This window comes from Paraburkholderia oxyphila NBRC 105797, from assembly GCF_000685075.1.
GTDB classification, from domain to species: Bacteria; Pseudomonadota; Gammaproteobacteria; order Burkholderiales; family Burkholderiaceae; genus Paraburkholderia; species Paraburkholderia oxyphila.
In genome coordinates, this window is sequence record NZ_BAYD01000154.1 from 1 (window position 1) to 18807 (window position 18807).

Below are 18807 nucleotides of genomic sequence, written 5' to 3' on the forward strand. Positions count from 1 at the left end.
GGCCACCACCGCCGTGCGGCGCGCGGCGCGGTGGGTGACAAAGCGGGTCTCGCCGCTCGAAAGCTCGTCGACCGAGCTCGACCAGGGCATCTTCATGGCCGGCTCCGGCGGCGGCGCCGTTTCGCGCGCACGAGCGCTGCGCACGACACCAGGGTGCAGAACAATGCGTACATCTCAGGCTGCCGGGGCCGGCGCGCGCCGGCCCCTCCATAATCAAAACCGCGATTATCCCGGCGCCTCAAAAATGCCCATCCCGATAAAAGCGCTCGCGGGCGCGGCAAATCGCGCGTGCCGCGGCCGGGGCGAGCCGCAAAAGCGCTTGACTTCTCACGCAGGCACACTAATATACGCACCGCGTACATCAACCAGTCATCACAGGTGCCCAGCATGAGCGTTCCGCAACAAGCCTTCCTCCGCGACGCCATGCGGCGTCTGAACATGACCCGCGACGCCTTCGCGAGCCGCATCGGCGTGTCGCGCCGGGCGCTCGACACCTGGCTCCTGCCCGAAGAGTCGCAGGAATCGCGCGCCATGCCCGAGATCGTCGAGCGCTTTGTCTCGGAGATCGTCGGCAACGGTGAGACGCGCGAAGTCTATACGCAAAGCGTAGATCCGCGCTCGCTGGCCAGCCAGATGCAGTTCGAAGGCAAGCCGCAACTGCTCTCGGTCGACCAGTTCTCGCGCGACTCCGTGGAAGCGCTGTTCCGCGTGGCCGACATCATGCAGCCCATCGCGCGCCGCCGGAAAATCTCGCGCGTGCTCGAAGGCGCGGTGCTCGGCAACCTGTTCTTCGAGGCCAGCACGCGCACACGCGTGAGCTTTGGCGCCGCGTTCTGCCGGCTGGGCGGATCGGTGTGCGACACGACGGGCTTCACGTTCTCGTCGATGGCCAAGGGCGAATCGATCTACGACACTAGCCGCGTGATGGCCGGCTACGTGGATGCGATGGTAATTCGGCATCCTGAGCAAGGCTCGGTGGCCGAGTTCGCGCGCGCCGTGAACATTCCCGTGATCAATGGCGGCGACGGCCCCGGCGAGCACCCGAGCCAGGCGCTGCTCGACCTCTACACGATCCAGCGCGAGTTCTCGCGTCTGGGCAAGATCGTCGACGGCGCGCACATCGCGCTCGTGGGCGACCTCAAGTACGGCCGCACGGTGCACTCGCTCGTGAAGCTGCTCGCACTGTATCGCGGCATCAAGTTCACGCTCATTTCGCCGCCGCAGCTCGAAATGCCGGCCTACATCGTCGACAAGATCTCGACCAACGGCCACGTGGTCGAGCAAACGCACGACTTGCGCGCAGGCCTGCGCGGCGCGGACGTCGTGTACGCCACGCGCATCCAGAAGGAGCGCTTCGCCGACGAATCGTTCGAAGGCTACACGCCCGAATTCCAGATCAATCAGGCACTGATGGACGAGTGCTGCAGCGCCGAAACGCTCGTGATGCACCCGCTGCCGCGCGACAGCCGCCCGGGCGCGAACGATCTCTCGACCGATCTGAACCACGATCCGCGCCTCGCGATCTTCCGGCAGACCGACAACGGCATTCCGGTGCGCATGGCGATCTTCGCGGTGCTGCTCGGCGTCGAGAATCTCGTGCAGCACTCGATGCGCGATGCCGCGTGGCGTCCGCCTGCGTACCTCGGCCCGGACGACGCCGTGTTCCACGGCATCGACTGAGGCGCTCGAGCGGCGCGCGGCTTGTCTGCATGCGCCGCCTGGCTCGTCGATCAATAACCCTCGGCCCGCACGCGCACATCGCGCCTGCGGGCCGAATCGTTTTTTCAACGGCTTTCAGCGCGTCAAGGAATGCAAATCAAGGCACGCAAACCGTCACGCACGTGAGCCCCTGCGCCTTCTCCGCGGCGTCGATCGCGGCCTCCAGCGCCTCGAACGGATAGCGCTCGATTTCGATCGCGTCGAGCGGCAGTTGGCCGGAGCGCACGAGCGCGATCAGCGCCCGATAGTCCGCGCCGCTGTACATGAAGTGGCCCATCAACTCCCAGTTGTTGAGCAGCATCTCCCGATAGGCGATCGGCAAGTCCACCTCCATGCTGCCCATCAGCACCATGCGGCCGTTGCGGCGCAGGCTGCGCAGCGCGGCGAGCGTCGCGTTGGGGTCGGTCGCCTGGCCGACCATGTCGAAGGCGAGATCGGCGCCGCCATCCGCCGCGGCCCGGATGGCGTCGCTGTCGCGTGCGATGTCGCCGCTGAGCGCCACGGTGACGACACGCCCGCCGCCAAGCTCCGCGAGCGGTGCCAGCGCGGCGGCGCGCCGTCCGAGCGCCACCACGCAGCTCGCGCCGAGCGCCAGTGCGTCCAGTACCGCCGCCGAGCCGAACGCGCCGGCCGCGCCGTTCACCACCACGGTTTCGCCAGCGGCTAGCCGGCCGCGCCGCAGCCCGCCGAACGGCACCACCAGCTTGCCGAGCGCGGCGAGCCGCGCGGACGGCATGTCGTCCAGGCCGTCGAGCGGGAACACCGTGGAGGCCGGAAACTCGACCGCCTCGCGCAGGGTGCCATGTGCAAAGTCCGCGAGCATCGGCGCGCTGTCGGGGCTGATCGTGGTGAGCCCGAGCAGCGCCTGGGCCGGCTCGCGCAGCGCCTCGTCGGCAATCCAGTACGGGCTCAGCGCGACGCGCTGCCCCGGGCGATAGCCGTACACGCCCTCGCCGACCGCCAGCACGCGACCAATGCCGTTGGTGCCCGGCGAGAACGGGCCGCCCGGGTAGCCGTAGGGCAGCGTGCCCTCGACGTACTGGCGCGTGTAGCTCAAGAGCGGCACGGCCTCCACGCCCACCAGCAGCGCGCCGCGGCGCGGTTCGGGTTGCGGTACCTCGCGCAGCGCGAGCGGCTGGCCGGGTCGATCGAGCATCCAGGCTTTCATGGCTTCGTTCTCCTTGGTCCTTGGTCCGATGGGATGAGGCTTGCACGGTTCGTCTGACGGATTGAACTGTAGGCGAAGCGGACGTATTCTTGAAATCGATTCCACGCATGGCACCCATCACCGTGATCGATCTCTCCGGCATCGACCTGAACCTGCTCGTCTCGCTCGACGCCCTGCTCGCGGAATCGAACGTGACGCGCGCAGCCGCGCGCCTGAACCTCACGCAGTCGGCCGTTTCGGCCCAGCTCGCGCGGCTGCGCCAGCTCTTTGACGACCCGCTGCTGATTCCCGCCGCCAATGGCCGCGGCATGACACGCACGGTGCGCGCGCTCGAATTGATGGAGCCACTGCACGCGGCGCTGCGAACGCTCGAAACGGTGGTGCGCCGTCAGCCGGCGTTCGATCCGCGCACCGACACGCGGCGCTTCGTGGTCGCCGCGAGCGATCAGTGCGTGGCCGTGCTGGGCCTGCCGCTGATGATCGAGTGGGCGCGCCTCGCGGGGCCGGGCGTGCAGCTCGCGTTCGTGGCCATCGAATCGGGCTCGCTCGCGCAACGCTTCGAGCGCGGCGAGATCGATCTGCTGCTCGGCTCCGCGCAGCAGGTGCCGCCGGCGTTGAAAGCCAGGAAGCTCTACGAAGAACGCTTCGTCGTGGCGCAGCGCAAAGGACACCCGCGCGGCACCGCCGCCTTCGACCTCGACAGCTATTGCGCGCTCGAGCACGTGCTCGTCTCGACCAGCGGCGGCAGCTTCTTCGGCTTCATGGACGAGCATCTGGAAGCGCTCGGGCGGCGCCGGCGCGTGGCGCTTTCGGTGCAGCACTTCACGCTCGTGCCCGACGTGCTCGCGCGCACCGACTACGTGGCGACGCTCCCCTACCGGCTCGTCGCGCGCTGCCAGGAACGCGTGGACCTGTTCGAGCTGCCGTTCGAGGCGCGCGGCTTCTCGATGCATGCGGCCTGGCACCCGCGCAGCCACGCCGACCCGGCGCTGATCTGGCTGCGCGAGACCGTCGCTGCGCTGGCGCTGGGCGAATCACAATGCGGCACCATCGATTAGCGGTCCTCGTCATTGCCGGCCCGGTCGACCGACCGCAGCGCGGCCGCCGTCATGATTGAAAACGCGCGCGATTCCTCAGTCGATTGATTCGATCAACACCGGCAGAAGCGCCGCCTATACTGCATGAAACGTCCGCGCCGCCAGGCCCGGGCGCCGTACCGCGTCGTTTTCCCATCGTCGTTTCCTGCTTGCCCGCTTATTTGGCGATGCCATGCTGACCATAGACGAAATTCGCGCGATCCCCCTCTTCTCCACGCTACCCGACACCGAACTCGAACGCCTCGCCCATACCTCCGCGGATCTGCATCTGAGCCCCGGCGAATACGCCGTGCACGAAGGCGGCGAACGTGCGCTCTATGCCGTGCTGTCCGGCAAAATGGAGGTCGTCAAGCGGTTCGACGGCGTCGAGCGCACGCTCGGCTGGCGCGTGCCCGGCACGATCTTCGGCGAGGTGCCGCTCGCTCTCAGTTCGCCGTTTCCGGGCGCCTATCGCGCGGCCGAGCCCTCGCGCGTCATGCGTGTGGACGCTCAGCACTACTACGCGCTAGCCGCCGCCTCGTCCGAGGTCGCCACCCGCATGGGCGCACTCGCGCGCGAACGCATCGGCGGTTTGCAGGGTCTCTCCGCCGAGCCGCCGAAGACGCGCGTGACGATGATAGGCGCACGCTGGGACCCCGCCTGCGCGGACCTGCGGCAGTTCCTCGCTCGCAACCAGATCAGCTGCGAATGGCTCACGCCCGATGCGCCGGAGCTCAAAAGCCGCTGGGATGGCGCCTGCCCCGAGGATCACGCCTGCCCCACCTTACGCCTTGCCGATGGCACGCTGCTCACCCGCCCCACCACGCGCGAGGTCGCGGAGCGTCTTGGCTTGCAGACTCAACCGGGACGCGACGAATACGACACGCTCATCATCGGCGGCGGGCCGGCCGGGCTCGCTGCGGCCGTCTACGGCGCGTCGGAAGGACTCCGTACCATCGTGGTCGAACGCGAAGCGCCCGGCGGCCAGGCCGGCACCTCGTCGCGCATCGAAAATTATCTCGGCTTTCCCGGCGGCATTTCCGGCGACGAACTGGCGAGCCGCGCCTTGCAGCAGGCAAGACGGCTGGGCGCCGAGATCCTCGTCACGCGCGCCGTCGCGCGCATCGATACGGCCGAGCATGCCGTCCATCTCGACGGCGGCGACGTGGTGCGCGCGCGCACCGTGATCCTCGCCACGGGCGTCGCGTGGCGGCGCCTCGAGATCGAAGGCTTCGACCGCTTCATTGGCAAAGGCATCTACTACGGCGCGGCGCGCAGCGAGGCAAGCGGCACGCACGGGCTCGACGTGTATCTGATCGGCGGCGGCAATTCGTCGGGCCAGGCGGCGCTGTATTTCGCGAGCCATGCGCGCAGTGTCACGCTGGTCTTGCGCGGCGACTCGCTCGAAAAGAAGATGTCGCGCTATCTCGTCGAGCAGGTCGCCGCACAATCGAACGTGTCCGTCGAGTTGAACACCGAAGTGGTCGGCGTGTATGGGGACACGCATCTCACCGCCATCGACATGCTCAATACGGCGAACGGCAGTGTGAGCCGGCGCGAATGTGGCGGCCTGTTCGTCTTTATCGGCGCCGATGCGCAAACGGACTGGCTGCCGCCCGAGATCGCCTGCGACAAGCGCGGCTACGTGCTGACCGGCGACGACATCGTGAAAGCAGGGCGCTGGTCGCACCGGCGCGATCCCTGGCTGCTCGAATCGAGCGTGCCCGGCATCTTCGCCTGCGGCGACGTGCGGCTGAGCCCGGTGAAGCGCGTGGCCTCGGCCGTTGGCGAGGGCAGCATGGCGATCGCGTTCGTGCACCGCTACCTCGATGAAGGGCGTGAGTAGGCGAGCGGGTGGCGTGGCGCGTTGAAAGGCGCCGCGCGGCACACTTCGATGCAGCGCGCTTCTTTTCCCTTCGCGTGACGGATGCGCCACTCGCGTTTGCGTCCGGCGCGGATGGCAGCGCGATTCTGTCCATCACGCCAGCTTTACGACGGCCTCGCGCCAGCCCCGCGACAGCGTTGCGACAGCATGCAATTCGCACCATAAAACGCGCGTTCCAACGCTTTACTTTCAGGTTCGACAAGCGCAACGTGCAGTTCTGATCGCGGCGGCGGGGGCCATCTGCCCAAGCGGCTGCGGCATCGGATTTGCTGCATTCGGACAACCGCGCCACGCAACCCTGAGCGGCCACGCGCCGTGCGTTTCTGCGTCGTTGCGCACCTTGTGTAGCGCGCTTTTCGTCTTGCCTTCGTCCTGGAGTCTGTCGAACGCCATGTCCAACGAACGCCCCCTCGATGCGTCGCGCGAACGCGACGACGCATCCCCCGCCGACCTCGCACGCCGTCGCTTCCTGCAATCGGCCGCCGCCGCTGCCGCTTTGGGCAGCGTGCCCCATCTGCATGCGCAGAATGCGCCCTCGCAAAACGCACCGTCCCCCGCCGATGCCGTTGCACCACCACCCGTGCCCACACCGGCCCAGCCCGTCAAGCTCGACATCAACGGCCGCGAGTACGCGCTCCATATCGAGCCGCGCGTGACGCTGCTCGATGCGCTGCGCGACTACGCGGGCCTCACCGGCACGAAGAAGGGCTGCGACCGCGGCCAGTGCGGCGCCTGCACCGTGCTCGTGGATGGCCGGCGCATCAACAGTTGCCTCACGCTCGCCGTGATGCACGAGGGCCGGCGCATTACGACCGTCGAAGGCCTCGCGAGCGCGGCTGCGCCCAGCGCGGTGCAACGCGCCTTCATCGAGCGCGACGCGCTGCAGTGCGGGTTCTGCACGCCGGGCCAGGTGTGCTCGGCCACCGCGTGCCTCACGGAATTCGCAGCCGGCGCGGCCAGCGCCGTGACCGCCGACGTGCGCAGGCCCCCCTCTCAACTGAGCGACGCGGAGATTCGCGAGCGCATGAGCGGCAACCTTTGCCGCTGCGGCGCCTACGCCAACATCGTGGCCGCCGTGCGCGATGCGCACGCGGCCAGTGCCTGAGAAAAGGAGCACGGCCATGGACGCCCTCTCCTACCAGCGCGCCGCCGACATCGACGCCGCCATCGCCGCCGCACAGCAGCCGGGCGCGGCCTTCATCGGCGGCGGCACGAATCTGCTCGACCTCATGAAAGGCGGCATCGCGCATCCGGTTGCGCTCATCGACATCACGCGCATTGCCGAACTCGATGGCATCACTACGTTGCCCGATGGCGGCCTGCGCATCGGCGCGCTCGTGCGCAACAGCGACGCCGCGAATCACACGCTCGTGCGCACGCGCTATCCGCTGCTCACGCAGGCGCTGCTCGCGGGCGCCTCGCCGCAATTGCGCAACATGGCCACCGTGGGCGGCAATCTCATGCAGCGCACGCGTTGCGACTACTTCTACGACACCGCATTCACGCAATGCAACAAGCGCGCGCCCGGCAGCGGCTGCGCCGCGCGTGAGGGCTTCAACCGCATGCACGCGATCCTCGGCGCGAGCGCGCAATGCGTGGCCGTGAATCCGTCCGATATGAGCGTCGCGCTCGCGGCGCTCGACGCTACCGTGCAGGTGCGCGGCCCAGGCGGTCCACGCGCAATTCCGATTGCGCAGTTTCACCGGCTGCCCGGCGAACATCCCGAGCTGGACACCACGCTCGCACCCGGCGAGCTGATCACCTCGGTGGACCTGCCGCCGCCCACGTTCAGCGATCACACGCACTACCTGAAGCTGCGCGACCGCGCGAGCTACGCGTTCGCGCTCGTCTCCGTGGCGGTGGCGCTGCAGCTCGACGGCCAGCGCGTGCGCGCGGCGCGCATCGCACTCGGCGGCGTCGCGCACAAGCCGTGGCGCGCGAGCCGCGCGGAGCAGCACCTGACCGGACACACGCTCGACGCGACCACGCTGCGCACCGCTGCCGCGGCCGAACTCGCGCAGGCACGCCCACTCTCCGGCAACGCGTTCAAGGTCGAGCTCGCACAGCGCGCAATTGTGCGCGCTGCGATGCTGGCTGCCGGCACCGCTGCAACCGGCACGGGAGAATACGCATGAACAAGCTGATCGGACAGCCGGTCGATCGCATCGACGGCATGCTCAAGGTGACGGGCGGCGCGAACTATGCGGCGGACTTTCCCGAAGCGCGGCTCGCGCATGCCGTGCTGGTGACGAGCACCGTGGCAAGCGGCACGATCGCGTCGATCGACACGCGCCGCGCCGAGGCACTGCCTGGCGTGCTGCTCGTGATGACCTGGCAGAACGCGATGCGCCTGCCGAACGCGGGTCGCCCGCCGGTCTCGCCACCGGCGGTGCGGCGCCTCACGCTGCTGCAGGACAACGTCGTGCGCTACAGCAATGAGCCCGTCGCGGTCGTGGTGGCGGATACGCTCGAGCACGCCACCGACGCCGCGCAGCACGTGAGCGTGACCTATGCCGCCACGCCGGCGACGCTCGACTTTGCGCGCGCGAAAGCGCAGGCGCATACGCCGCCCAGCATGCTGGGACGCCCGATGGATTCGCAGCGCGGCAATGTGGAAGCGGGCATGCAGGAAGGCGCGGTGCGCATCGACGCGGTCTACACCACGCCCACGCAGTTCCACAACCCGATGGAGCCGCACGCGACGATGGCGCGCTGGGACGGCCCCGAGCTCACGCTTTACGACGCGACCCAGGGCGTGACGAACGATCGCGCCGCCGTGGCCGCCGTGTTCGGCATTCCGGCGGACCACATTCGCGTGATCTCGCCGTTCATCGGCGGCGGCTTCGGTTGTAAGGGTTCCTCATGGTCTCACGTGAGCCTCTGCGCGATGGCGGCGAAGCAGACCGGCCGCCCCGTGCGCCTCGCCCTCTCGCGGACGCAGATGTTCGGGCCAGTGGGCTCGCGGCCGCGCACGGAGCAGCATCTCTCGATTGCCGCGCGCACGGACGGCACGCTCACCGCCGTGCGCCACGATACGCTCTCGCACACCTCCACGTTCGAGGACTGGACCGAGATGTCGGGCCTCGTCACGCGCATGATGTACGCGAGCCCGAACCTGAGCACGAGCCATCGCGTCGTGCCACTGAACGTCGGCACGCCCACCTTCACGCGCGCGCCCGGCGAGACAACAGGCTCGTTCGCGCTCGAATCGACATTGGACGAGCTCGCGTGGCGCCTGAAGATGGACCCCATTGCATTGCGCCTGAAGAACTATGCCGAAGTGGAACCGCAGGACGGCAAACCGTGGTCGTCGAAGGCGCTGCGCGAGTGCTATACGGCGGGCGCGGAACGCTTCGGCTGGTCGCGGCGCGTGAATGCGCCGCGCGCGATGCGCGAGGGCAACACACTGATCGGCCTGGGCATGGCGGGCGCGACCTATCCGGCGAACCGCAGCGAAGCGGCGGCCATCGCGCGCATCCTGCCTGACGGCACCGCGATGGTCGCATCGGGCACGCAGGACATCGGCACCGGAACCTATACGGTGATGACCCAGGTGGCCGCCGATGCGCTCGGCTTCCCGCCCGACCGTATCCACTTCGCGCTCGGCGATTCATCGCTGCCGCGCGCGCCGGTCTCGGGCGGCTCGCAGTCGGCCGCAAGCGTCTCGCCCGCCGTGCAGGCGGCGGCGCGCGCCGCGCGCGACAAGCTGATCGCGCTCGCCATCGCCGATGGCGCTTCGCCGGTCCATGGCGCCACGCCCGCCGACGTCACGGTCGTCGACGGCTGGGTCGTCTTGAACAACGACACCTCGCGCCGCGATCCGGCCGCCGCCATCATCGCACGCGCGGGGGGTAAGCCGATCGAGGCGCTGGCCTCCGAGAAGCCCGGCGAAGAGCGCCAGCAGTACGCGTTCCACTCGTTCGGCGCGGTTTTCGCCGAGGTGCATGTGGACGCGGAGCTCGGGACGCTGCGCGTGGCGCGCATCGTCGGCGCTTACGACGTGGGGCAGGTGCTCAACGAAAAAACGGCGCGCAGCCAGTTGATGGGCGGCATGGTGTGGGGCGTGGGCACGGCGCTGCACGAAGACGCCTTGCTCGACACGCGCACGGGCCGCTTCGCCAACGGCAATCTCGCCGAATACCACGTGCCCGTGAACGCCGACATCGGCGATCTGGACGTGCTGTTCGTCGGCGCGCCGGACTTGCGCTTCAACCCGCTCGGCGTGCGCGGCATCGGCGAGATCGGCATCACCGGCGTGCCCGCGGCGATCGCCAACGCGGTCTATCACGCAACAGGGGTGCGCGTGCGCGATTTGCCGATCACGCTCGACAAGGTCATGCTGCCGCGCCACACGCTGGCGTGACGCAGAGCGAAGGCTGCGTGACGGTCATGTGACGCTCAGGTGACTGCGAGGCAACGGCGGGACAACGGCGGTGTAGCGGCGAGATAACGGCGAGGCAACAACGATGTGACGATTTCGTGACAACCGCACGTAGCCACAGCGCGCGCGCCGCGCGTCTTCCCGGGCTTGCCTCGGGCGCGGTTGCACCGCACAATCAACGCGTTCCCCTCTCGCGCGGTACTCCCCAATGGCCTACGCTTCGCTCGCCACCGGCGTACTGCTCGCCGCCGGCACAGGATCGCGCTTCGATCCGAACGGTTTGCGCAACAAACTCCTCGCGCCGCTGCCCGACGGCATCAGCGTCGCCCACGAGGCCGCGCACAGGCTCCTGATGGTCACGCCCAAAGTGATTGCCGTCGTGCGTCCAGGCGCGGAAACGCTCGCGCACGTCTTGAACGATGCGGGCTGCGACGTGGTGTTCGCTGCCGCCGCCGTGCGAGGCATGGGCGCGAGTCTCGCCGCCGCCATCGAAGCGGACACCGAGGGAGAAAGCTGGATCGTCGCGCTCGCGGACATGCCGCGCATCGCGCAGGCGACCATCGAGGCCGTCGCGCGCGAACTCGATGCGGGCAAGCCGATCGTCGCACCGTTCTATCGCGAACAGCGCGGCCATCCGGTCGGATTCGGCCTCGCGCACCGCGCGGCATTGCTCGCGCTCGACGGCGACATGGGCGCCCGCGCGCTGCTCAATTCGCCCGCGCTCACCCGGATCGACGTGGACGACCCCGGCATCCTGCGCGACGTCGATACGCCCGCCGACCTGAACGGCCTCTAATTTCCGCAGCTCTCGCGCGCGCCGGACGTCTCTCGCGCGCATGCGAAATTCCGCACGAAGAGCGCCGATCGCCTACGCTATAAGCACCATCCACACGTCGTGCCCGATTGGCCACGCCTGCGCACGAGGTACCCGCGATGATCTGCTCGCACACCAATCCGCTGCCCGATCCGCTCGCCGATCCGACGCGCGATCCCGAGCGCGATCCGCTCACGCCCCCGCCGCCCGGACATCACGGCGAGGAGCCGCAACGCCCGGACGGTCCGCCGAATAAAGACCCGGTGTAGCCAGGCACCACCGCTCGCCGGCCGCGTGAATCACGGCCGCGAGTCGGCACATTCCTGCTTATTGAACTATGGCGGGCGGTCTAGCGCACGGCTCGTGCGCTAGACCGCCCTTCCCACGCGGCGCCCATTTCCCCTGCTTTCGCGAAGCTTGCATCGGCGCGCGTGCGCTCGTAGAATGCAAACGATTCGCATTTTCAATCAAATTCTTGTTTAACCCCAGATTCGATCCGACGCCATCAACGTGACCGCCTTTCCGACCGCGCCCGCCCGAGCCGATCACCGCGCCCGCCGCACGCCCGGCGCCGCCGCATGAGAGCCCTGCTGGTCCGCCTGCACCGCTGGCTCGGCCTCGGCACGGCGGCTTTCCTGTTTCTCGCCGGCCTCACGGGCGCCGTGATTGCGTGGGATCACGAGCTCGACGCGGCGCTCAATCCGTCGTTCTATCACGCGTCCACGGAGGGCGCGCCGCTACCGGCGCTCACGCTCGCCCAGCGCCTTGAAGCCGCCGATCCGCGCGTGCAAGTCGGCTACATGCCGCTCTCGGTCGAGCCCGGCCACACCTTCGTCGTGCGCGTGGAGCCGCGCCTCGATCCGACGACCGGCGAGCCGTTCGCACTCGATTACAACCAGGTCGCGATGGACCCGGCCACCGGCGTCATTCAAGGCCGCCGCATGTGGGGGGCGCCCTCGCTCGCGCGCCTGAACCTGATTCCATTCCTCTACCAGCTCCACTACACGCTCTTCCTGCCGACGAAGATGGGCATCGACTTCGGCGTCTGGACGATGGGCGTCGTGGGCATGGTCTGGCTGCTGGACGGCTTCATCGCCATCGTGCTCGCCTTTCCGAACCTCAAGAGCTGGCGCAAGTCGCTCGCGTTTCGCGTCAAGCGCGGCGGCTACGCGCTCACGTTCGACCTGCACCGCTCGGGCGGCGTCTGGCTCTGGGGCCTGCTGCTGGTGGTCGCGCTCACCTCAATTTCGATGAACCTGAGCACGCAGATCGTGCGCCCCGTGGTGTCGCTGTTCTCGACGCTCGCGCCGGACCCGTTCCGCACCGCCGCACCCGGCCCCGCGCTCACGGCCGCTGAAGCCGCCGCGGCGCGCACGCGCATCGTGGCCGCGGCGAGCGCGCTGGGACGCCGCGAAGGCATCGCCGCGCCGCCGGGCGGCTTGTTCGCGATGCCGGCGCTCGGCGCCTATGGCGTGGGCTACTACGCAGCGGGCAACGATCACGGCGACACGGGCCTCGGCAATCCCTGGCTCGTCATCAATGCACGCACCGGCGAGGTGATCGCCAGACAAATTCCGGGGCGCGGCAGCGCGGGCGACGTCTTCATCCAGGCGCAGTTTCCGCTGCACTCGGGACGGATCGCCGGATTGCCGGGCCGCATCGCGATCAGCTTCACGGGCGTGGCCGTTGCGATGCTCAGCGTGACGGGCGTGCTGATCTGGCTGAAGAAGGCGCGGGCGCGCCGCAAGAGTTCGCTCAAGAGCGCGGCAGAGGCCACGGCGGTGCGCTCGCGAGAACGCGCTGCGGGCTGAACCCGCGGGCGTGCAACGCCGCGCGCTACCCGCCGCTCCCACACTCAGAACTTGTGGCGAATACCCGTCACCACGAGGAACTGCGTTCCGCTGCTCGACGCACCCGAGGTGCCCTCGATCTGCGCCACCGCGTTCGTCGCGCGCTGGTAGATCAGGTCGAGGTAGACGTCGGTGCGCTTCGAGAGGAAGTACTGGAGCGCGCTCGTCGTCTGCCAGTAGTGCCAACTATCTTTCTTGCCATTCGACGTCACGCCCGTCCAGGTCTCGCCGATCGCCGCATGGACGGCCGGCGTGATCTCATAGCGCAGGCTCAGTTCCGCATTCTGGTAGTTCTGGTGCTGGCTCTCGGGCGTCAGCTCGAACGCGACGTTGGTGTACATCGCGCCCACACCCAGCTTGCCGAAGCTGTAGATGCCGCCCGCGCCCCAGATGCGCTGCTGCGTGATGCCCTTCAGGAACGTGAAGTAGTTATCGGAAGGAATCGCGCCGGTCGTATCCGTGGCCGGATTGTCGAGTTGAACGTAGGCCGCGCCGAACTGCAGCGGGCCGCCCGCGTAGCTCGCGCCCACGCTCCACGAGCGATTGGTCCCGAACGAGCCCGCATTGTTGCTGAAGCCGTACATCGAATTGACCGAGAGGCCGCGATACACCGGCGTCACGTATTTGACGGCGTTATCGGTGCGGAAGGTGTTGTTCAGGTCGTCGGTGTCGAACGGGTGCGTGCCGTACTGCGACGTCACCACCGCCATCTGCAGCGGCTCGAGCGAGTCTTGAGCCGCGTTGTACTGGCGGCCGAACGTCAGCGAACCCCAGCGGTCGTTCGCGAGACCCACCCATGCCTGGCGGCCGAAGATGCGCCCGTTCGCGCTTGCCGTGCCCGTCATCAGATTGAAGCCGTTCTCGAGACGGAAGATCGCGTGGTTGCCACCACCGAGATCCTCGTTGCCGAGCAGGCCCCAGCGCGAACCCTGCTCGCTGCCGGCCGTCGCCTGGTAGTTCGCCTTGCCACCCTGGTTGCTCGTATAGGTGAAGCCGCCATCGACAATGCCGTACAGCGTCACGCTCGACTGCGCGTGGGCGTGAGAGGCCGCGAGGCCCATCCCGCCGAGGACGAGTGCGAGGGTGCGCCGGTAGGTCTGCTTCATTTTTTCTCCTTCTGGCATGCGAGATGCCGTGTAGTGATGGTCTTGATGTCCGCCACTGCTGGCGCGGCATATTCTCTGTACTGCTGATTAAACTGAATCGCGGATCGAGCAAAGCACCGTTGCGTGCGCCGCCGCTCGCGCAGCCTCCAGATAGGTGGTTCCGCGCCCCATCGAACCGCTTGTTTTATTGTTTAAAACAGCGTATTATTTATTATTCGGGCATCGTTTCTGCCCCGTCAAGAAGCTGTCATCAACCCGCGACGCATAACGGGCCGTCGCGGTGTCCTCAAAAATCCCTTAAACGCTTGATGGTCGTGCGATTGCGCCGAACTTACGGCCACACGCCAGGGGAAACCCCAATCCGCTCATTTCATGGACGGCGGTACGCTTTCGATTAAATTTAAAACGCTGTTTTATTATTTAAAACGCGAACCCATTGATCGACGAGCAATGACGAAGACCTCCATGGCGGCCCTCGGCCCCCTCTCCTCACAGGCGGACGACCCGGCACCCTGTTTCACGGTTGCTGCCCAGGCCGCACCGTTGCCGATCGTGTTCGATTCGCCGCACAGCGGCATTGCGCTGCCGGACGACTTCGGCACGGTCGCGCCGCGCGAGGCGATCCTCACTACGTGGGACGCATTCGTCGACGAGCTATGGACCGGCGTGCCCGCACACGGCGGCACACTGATCGGCGCGCGCTTTCCGCGCGCCTATATCGACCCCAACCGCGCCGTCACCGACATCGACGCCGAGCTGCTCGCCGAGCCCTGGCCCGAGCCGCTCGTGCCGGAGCCCTACACGCTGCGCGGCATGGGCCTGATCCGGCGCTACGCACTGCCAGGCGTGCCGCTCTACGACCGCAAGCTGCCGATTGCCGAGGTGCGGCATCGCATCGACGCGTACTACCAGCCCTATCGCGCGGCACTGCGCGAGGCGGCCGATGCCGCGTATGCGCGGCACGGCGCGCTATGGCACGTGAACTGCCATTCCATGAAGTCGCGCGGCAACGCGATGAACGTCGACGCCGGCGAGGCGCGTCCCGATCTCGTCGTCAGCGACCGGCGCGGCACCACGTCGGACCCCGCCTTCACGCAATGGGTCGCCGACCACTTTGCCGCGGCCGGCTATCGCGTGCAGATCAACGAGCCCTATCAGGGCGGCGACTTGCTGCGCGCCGTGAGCGATCCCGCGCGCCGGCGCCATAGCATCCAGATCGAACTGAATCGCGCGCTCTATATGGACGAAGCGGCATTCGCGAAACATGCGGGTTTCGACACGCTCAAGCGCGACCTCGACGCTTTCGCAGCGGCGCTGGCCGCTTACGTTCGCGCGCAACTCGAAGCACAGTGAGACCCGACATGACCTATATCGTCGATGCAGTCGACAACGCGCTGAAGCTGCTGAGCTATGTGGCCGAGCACCCCGGCCTTGGCGTGACGGAGCTGTCCACGCAGCTCGGCATCAACAAATCGCGCACCTATCGCATGCTGTGCACGCTCGAACTGCATCGCTATGTCGTGCAGGACGCGCAGACCGCCACTTACGCGCTCGGCCCGCAGGCCTTCGTGCTGGGCGTGGCGGCGGCACAGCAGAACACGCTCGTGCGAGCCGCCTCGCGCCACATGCTCGCGCTCAATCAGGCGATCAACGAGACGATCGTGCTGCGCGTGCGCGAGGGACTCGAAACGGTTTGCGTGGCGCGCTGCGAAACCACGCACCAGATGCGCGCGGTGGGCGCGGTCGGCAATCGCCGGCCGATCAACCATGGCGCTTCGGGCAAAGTGCTGCTCGCCTTCGCGCCCGACGCCGTGCGCACCGAATATCTCGCGCGCGTGAAGAAGATGCCCGACGCGCCCGATCTGATCGCCCTGCTCGAAGAGCTCGACGCGGTCGCGCGCAAGGGCTATGCGGTCAGCCTCGGCGAAGTGACGCCGGGCGCGGTCGCGATCTCGGTGCCGGTGCGCGACATGTCGGGCGCCGCGGTGGCGGCCGTGGCCGTCTCCGGCCCGGAGATGCGCATCGGCCGGGCCGAGATACCCGACTATCTCGAGCGCCTGCAAGCCTGCGCCGCGACGATCTCCGCCGAGCTCGGCTATACGGGCGCGCGCGTCGCGCAGCCCGCCTGACACCGCATCAAGGAAGCCACACCATGCTCGCCGCCCCGCCCTCTTCCCAGCACGACGAAGCACCGCCCGCCGAACACGCCGAGAGCGCCGGGAGCGCCGGCCAGGAAAAGAAACCGCACGGCAAGATGCTGCATCCGGTCGTGATGATGCTCTGGGTGCTCGCCGTGGCGCTGGCCATGACCTGGTTCGTCGATGCCGGGCAGTTCGAGCGCCAGGGCAAGCTCGTGATTCCGGGCACCTATCACGTGGTGCCCAAAACCGGCGGCATTGCCACGCTCGCCGCGCCGGCGGTGACGAAGAGCACGCCGGAGCACGCAGCGCCCGCGAGTCTCGTCTCGGTCTTCGTGGCGGTGCCCAGTGGGCTCATCAAAAACGCGCCGCTCATCTTCATGGTGATGTTCGTAGGCGGGATGTTCGGCGTGATGCGGCGCACCGGCGTGGTGGACGCCGGTATCGACCGGCTTTTGCAGCTGACGGCCGGCAACGTCTACGTGCTCGCCCCCTTGCTGATGATCCTGATCGGCCTCGGCAGCACACTGCTCGGCTTTATTTCGGAGTACCTGGTCATCATTCCGATGGTGATGCTGCTCGCGAAACGGCTCGGCCTGTCCAACCTGTTCGCAGTCGCGCTCGTCGCCATTGCGGCGAAGGTCGGCTATATCGCCTCGGTCACGAACCCGCTTTCACTGGCCGTCGCGCAGCCCATCGTCGGCGTGCCGCTCTTTAGCGGCATCGCGTTGCGGCTCGGCGTGTTCGTGGTCTTTCTCGCGCTCGGCATTGCGTATCTGCTGCTTTACGTGCGGCGCAGCGGCTATCGGCGCGAGGCTGCGGTCGCGGCGCTGGAGACCCAGACGCGGCTCTCGCGCCGCCACCAGGCCACGCTCGTCGTGCTCGCCATCGCCGCTGCGGCACTCGTGTTCGGCACGCGCGAGCTCAAATGGGGCAACGTCGAGCTATCGGCGTTCTACGTGGCCATCAGCATCGTAACCGCGCTCGTGGGCCGGCTAGATTCGCGCAGCGCCTCCGAAGCTTTCGTGGACGGCATGAAGGGCATGGTGCTAGCGGGCTTGCTGATCGGGCTCGCCGCATCGGTCGAGCTCATCTTGCAGAACAGTCTCGTGCTGGACACGCTGATCCACGCCTTCACGCAACTGGCGCGCGGTCAGTCGCCCGTGATCGTGGCCAACGGGCTCATGGCCGTGCAGATGCTGCTCGACGTCTTTATTCCTTCGGTATCGGGCAAAGCTGCGGTGAGCATGCCGATCATCGGACCGATCGCCCAGATCTCTGGGGTGACCGGCCAGACCTCGGTGCTGGCCTTCGTGCTCGGAGGCGGCCTGACCAATATGATCACGCCCACCTCCGGCATGCTGCTTGCCTATCTGGCCACGGCGCGCGTGGGGTTCGGCGAGTGGCTGCGCTTCATCCTGCCGCTCTTTGCGGCGCTGCTCGTGCTCTCGGTGGCAACGCTTGCGTTCGCGGTGCTCACCGGGTATTGAGCGCGCGTCGTGGCTGGCTTCACGCGGCGCCTTACTTCGTGACCTCGTCGAATGCCGCGAGCAAACGCTCGACGTCGGCGGCGTGAATGTCGCCCATCGTCGAGATGCGGAATAGTTCCTTCGACAAGCCGCCCTGCCCGGCATAGATCACGAAGCCGCGCGCCTTGAGCGCGTCGTGCAGCTTCGGATAATCGACGCCGGCCGGCAGGCGGAACGCGCGCAGCACCACCGAGGATGCGTCCTTCGGCAGCACACTCTCCATGCCACGCGCGGCGAGCCCCGCGCGCACCTGCTCCGAAAGCGCCGCATAGCGCTCGTGACGCGCTTGCCAGCCGCCTTCGTCGGCGAGTTCGCGCAGCGCTTCGACGAGCGCGTAGTACGCGTGCACCGAAGGCGTGAACGGCGTGTTGCGTTGATCCTGGAGCGTGGCGAGGCGCTTGAGGTCGAGGTAGTACGTGCGGCTAGACGCCTGGGCGAGCGCCGGGCGGCGCACCACCACGAAGGCTGCACCCGGTACGCCGTGCAGGCACTTGTTCGCGGTCGCGGCCACAGCGGCGATGCTCGTGTCGGCGAAGTCGATGGCTTCGGCGCCGAAGCTGCTCACGCCGTCCACGAGCATTTGCACGCCGCGGGCGCGGCACGCCTCGCCTAGCGCGCGCAGATCGTTCAGCCGGCCCGTGGTGGTTTCGTGGTGGATGATCGCGACGTGTGTGATCGATTTGTCGGCGTCCAGCGCGGTGCAGATGCGGGCGAGGTCGGGGGCCTGCATCCACTCGTGCTTTACGACTTCGTGCGCGATGTTGTACTGGGTGGCGATTTGGGTGATGCGCTCGCCGTATACGCCGTTTTCGATGATCAGGAGCTTGCCGTTGGCGGGGACGAGCGAGGCGATCATGCTCTCTACGGCCGCTGTGCCGGAGCCGGTCATGAGCACGGCTTGCCACTGCGTGGGGACGAGATCGTAGACGCCGATGAGGCGCGTGCGGACCTCTTCCTGCACGTCGAAGAATTCGCTTTCGCGGTGGCAGAGGTCTTCTTGCAGAAGGCTGCGGCGCACGCGATCCGTGAGCGTTACGGGGCCGGGGTTGAGCAACAGCATCGGCATTTCCTTTTTGAGTGAATTGAAAAATTCAGTTTTTGTTGCGGGGCTTCCTGCGTTGGCCTTAACTTGTTTTCGCGG

Annotated in this window: 15 protein-coding genes; 12 read left to right on the forward strand and 3 right to left on the reverse strand. The window is 67.6% G+C overall.

Annotated features, from left to right (window positions below; translation table 11 throughout):
• The first annotated feature begins 387 nt into the window (after nt 1-387).
• A complete protein-coding gene (locus BO1_RS44835; RefSeq protein WP_028223157.1) occupies nt 388-1680 on the forward strand; it encodes an aspartate carbamoyltransferase in 1293 nt (430 codons plus the stop codon).
• A 136-nt stretch (nt 1681-1816) separates the two neighbouring features.
• Here BO1_RS44835 and BO1_RS44840 read toward each other — a convergent pair whose 3' ends face one another.
• Nucleotides 1817-2887, reverse strand: coding sequence for a zinc-binding dehydrogenase (locus BO1_RS44840; RefSeq protein ID WP_028223158.1), 1071 nt, complete (start codon nt 2885-2887; stop codon nt 1817-1819).
• Nucleotides 2888-2994: 107 nt separating this feature from the next.
• Here BO1_RS44840 and BO1_RS44845 point away from each other — a divergent pair, with 107 nt between their 5' ends.
• From BO1_RS44845 to BO1_RS44885, 8 genes are all read left to right on the forward strand, one after another.
• Nucleotides 2995-3945 carry a LysR family transcriptional regulator gene (locus BO1_RS44845; protein WP_028223159.1) on the forward strand — a complete coding sequence of 317 codons (951 nt, stop codon included), beginning with the start codon at nt 2995-2997 and terminating at the stop codon, nt 3943-3945.
• Nucleotides 3946-4156: 211 nt separating this feature from the next.
• Complete coding sequence (locus BO1_RS44850; protein ID WP_028223160.1) at nt 4157-5809, forward strand: FAD-dependent oxidoreductase; 1653 nt, start codon at nt 4157-4159, stop codon at nt 5807-5809.
• A 430-nt stretch (nt 5810-6239) separates the two neighbouring features.
• A complete protein-coding gene (locus BO1_RS44855) occupies nt 6240-6953 on the forward strand; it encodes a (2Fe-2S)-binding protein (protein ID WP_028223161.1) in 714 nt (237 codons plus the stop codon).
• A gap of 16 nt (nt 6954-6969) precedes the next feature.
• Nucleotides 6970-7983, forward strand: a complete 1014-nt coding sequence (locus BO1_RS55440) for an FAD binding domain-containing protein (protein WP_043288968.1) — start codon at nt 6970-6972, stop codon at nt 7981-7983.
• The gene (locus tag BO1_RS44870) at nt 7980-10211 is read left to right on the forward strand and encodes a xanthine dehydrogenase family protein molybdopterin-binding subunit (RefSeq protein WP_028223168.1); all 2232 of its coding nucleotides are present in this window, start codon (nt 7980-7982) and stop codon (nt 10209-10211) included. Before BO1_RS55440 ends, BO1_RS44870 begins: the two co-directional genes overlap by 4 nt.
• Before the next feature lie 226 nt (nt 10212-10437).
• Entirely contained in the window at nt 10438-11025 is a 588-nt protein-coding gene (locus BO1_RS44875) for a nucleotidyltransferase family protein (protein ID WP_028223162.1), read from the forward strand.
• 137 nt (nt 11026-11162) lie between these two features.
• Nucleotides 11163-11312 (forward strand): hypothetical protein, encoded by a 150-nt coding sequence (locus tag BO1_RS60470; protein ID WP_165976784.1) that lies wholly within the window; start codon nt 11163-11165, stop codon nt 11310-11312.
• 309 nt (nt 11313-11621) lie between these two features.
• On the forward strand, nt 11622-12854 hold the full coding sequence (locus BO1_RS44885) for a PepSY-associated TM helix domain-containing protein (RefSeq protein ID WP_028223163.1): 1233 nt from the start codon (nt 11622-11624) through the stop codon (nt 12852-12854).
• A 44-nt stretch (nt 12855-12898) separates the two neighbouring features.
• Here BO1_RS44885 and BO1_RS44890 read toward each other — a convergent pair whose 3' ends face one another.
• Nucleotides 12899-13999, reverse strand: coding sequence for a porin (locus BO1_RS44890; RefSeq protein ID WP_028223164.1), 1101 nt, complete (start codon nt 13997-13999; stop codon nt 12899-12901).
• A gap of 450 nt (nt 14000-14449) precedes the next feature.
• Between BO1_RS44890 and BO1_RS44895 the strand changes: the two genes are divergently transcribed.
• The 3 genes from BO1_RS44895 to BO1_RS55445 are packed head-to-tail and all read left to right on the forward strand — an operon-like array spanning nt 14450 to nt 17627.
• Nucleotides 14450-15352, forward strand: a complete 903-nt coding sequence (locus tag BO1_RS44895; protein ID WP_245644081.1) for an N-formylglutamate amidohydrolase — start codon at nt 14450-14452, stop codon at nt 15350-15352.
• Nucleotides 15353-15360: 8 nt separating this feature from the next.
• Nucleotides 15361-16128, forward strand: coding sequence for an IclR family transcriptional regulator (locus tag BO1_RS44900; RefSeq protein WP_028223166.1), 768 nt, complete (start codon nt 15361-15363; stop codon nt 16126-16128).
• A gap of 23 nt (nt 16129-16151) precedes the next feature.
• Entirely contained in the window at nt 16152-17627 is a 1476-nt protein-coding gene (locus tag BO1_RS55445) for a YfcC family protein (RefSeq protein WP_084688772.1), read from the forward strand.
• 31 nt (nt 17628-17658) lie between these two features.
• On the opposite strand, the gene BO1_RS44910 is transcribed toward BO1_RS55445, so the two are convergent.
• Entirely contained in the window at nt 17659-18726 is a 1068-nt protein-coding gene (locus BO1_RS44910) for a 2-aminoethylphosphonate aminotransferase (protein WP_028223167.1), read from the reverse strand.
• Between the last annotated feature and the right edge of the window lie 81 nt (nt 18727-18807).

Bases quoted from the DNA above. Each gene is read 5' to 3' on its own strand.
- BO1_RS44835 (WP_028223157.1), top strand. From the start codon at position 388: ATGAGCGTTCCGCAACAAGCCTTCCTCCGCGACGCCATGCGGCGTCTG.
- BO1_RS44840 (WP_028223158.1), bottom strand. From the start codon at position 2,887: ATGAAAGCCTGGATGCTCGATCGACCCGGCCAGCCGCTCGCGCTGCGC.
- BO1_RS44845 (WP_028223159.1), top strand. From the start codon at position 2,995: ATGGCACCCATCACCGTGATCGATCTCTCCGGCATCGACCTGAACCTG.
- BO1_RS44850 (WP_028223160.1), top strand. From the start codon at position 4,157: ATGCTGACCATAGACGAAATTCGCGCGATCCCCCTCTTCTCCACGCTA.
- BO1_RS44855 (WP_028223161.1), top strand. From the start codon at position 6,240: ATGTCCAACGAACGCCCCCTCGATGCGTCGCGCGAACGCGACGACGCA.
- BO1_RS55440 (WP_043288968.1), top strand. From the start codon at position 6,970: ATGGACGCCCTCTCCTACCAGCGCGCCGCCGACATCGACGCCGCCATC.
- BO1_RS44870 (WP_028223168.1), top strand. From the start codon at position 7,980: ATGAACAAGCTGATCGGACAGCCGGTCGATCGCATCGACGGCATGCTC.
- BO1_RS44875 (WP_028223162.1), top strand. From the start codon at position 10,438: ATGGCCTACGCTTCGCTCGCCACCGGCGTACTGCTCGCCGCCGGCACA.
- BO1_RS60470 (WP_165976784.1), top strand. From the start codon at position 11,163: ATGATCTGCTCGCACACCAATCCGCTGCCCGATCCGCTCGCCGATCCG.
- BO1_RS44885 (WP_028223163.1), top strand. From the start codon at position 11,622: ATGAGAGCCCTGCTGGTCCGCCTGCACCGCTGGCTCGGCCTCGGCACG.
- BO1_RS44890 (WP_028223164.1), bottom strand. From the start codon at position 13,999: ATGAAGCAGACCTACCGGCGCACCCTCGCACTCGTCCTCGGCGGGATG.
- BO1_RS44895 (WP_245644081.1), top strand. From the start codon at position 14,450: ATGACGAAGACCTCCATGGCGGCCCTCGGCCCCCTCTCCTCACAGGCG.
- BO1_RS44900 (WP_028223166.1), top strand. From the start codon at position 15,361: ATGACCTATATCGTCGATGCAGTCGACAACGCGCTGAAGCTGCTGAGC.
- BO1_RS55445 (WP_084688772.1), top strand. From the start codon at position 16,152: ATGCTCGCCGCCCCGCCCTCTTCCCAGCACGACGAAGCACCGCCCGCC.
- BO1_RS44910 (WP_028223167.1), bottom strand. From the start codon at position 18,726: ATGCTGTTGCTCAACCCCGGCCCCGTAACGCTCACGGATCGCGTGCGC.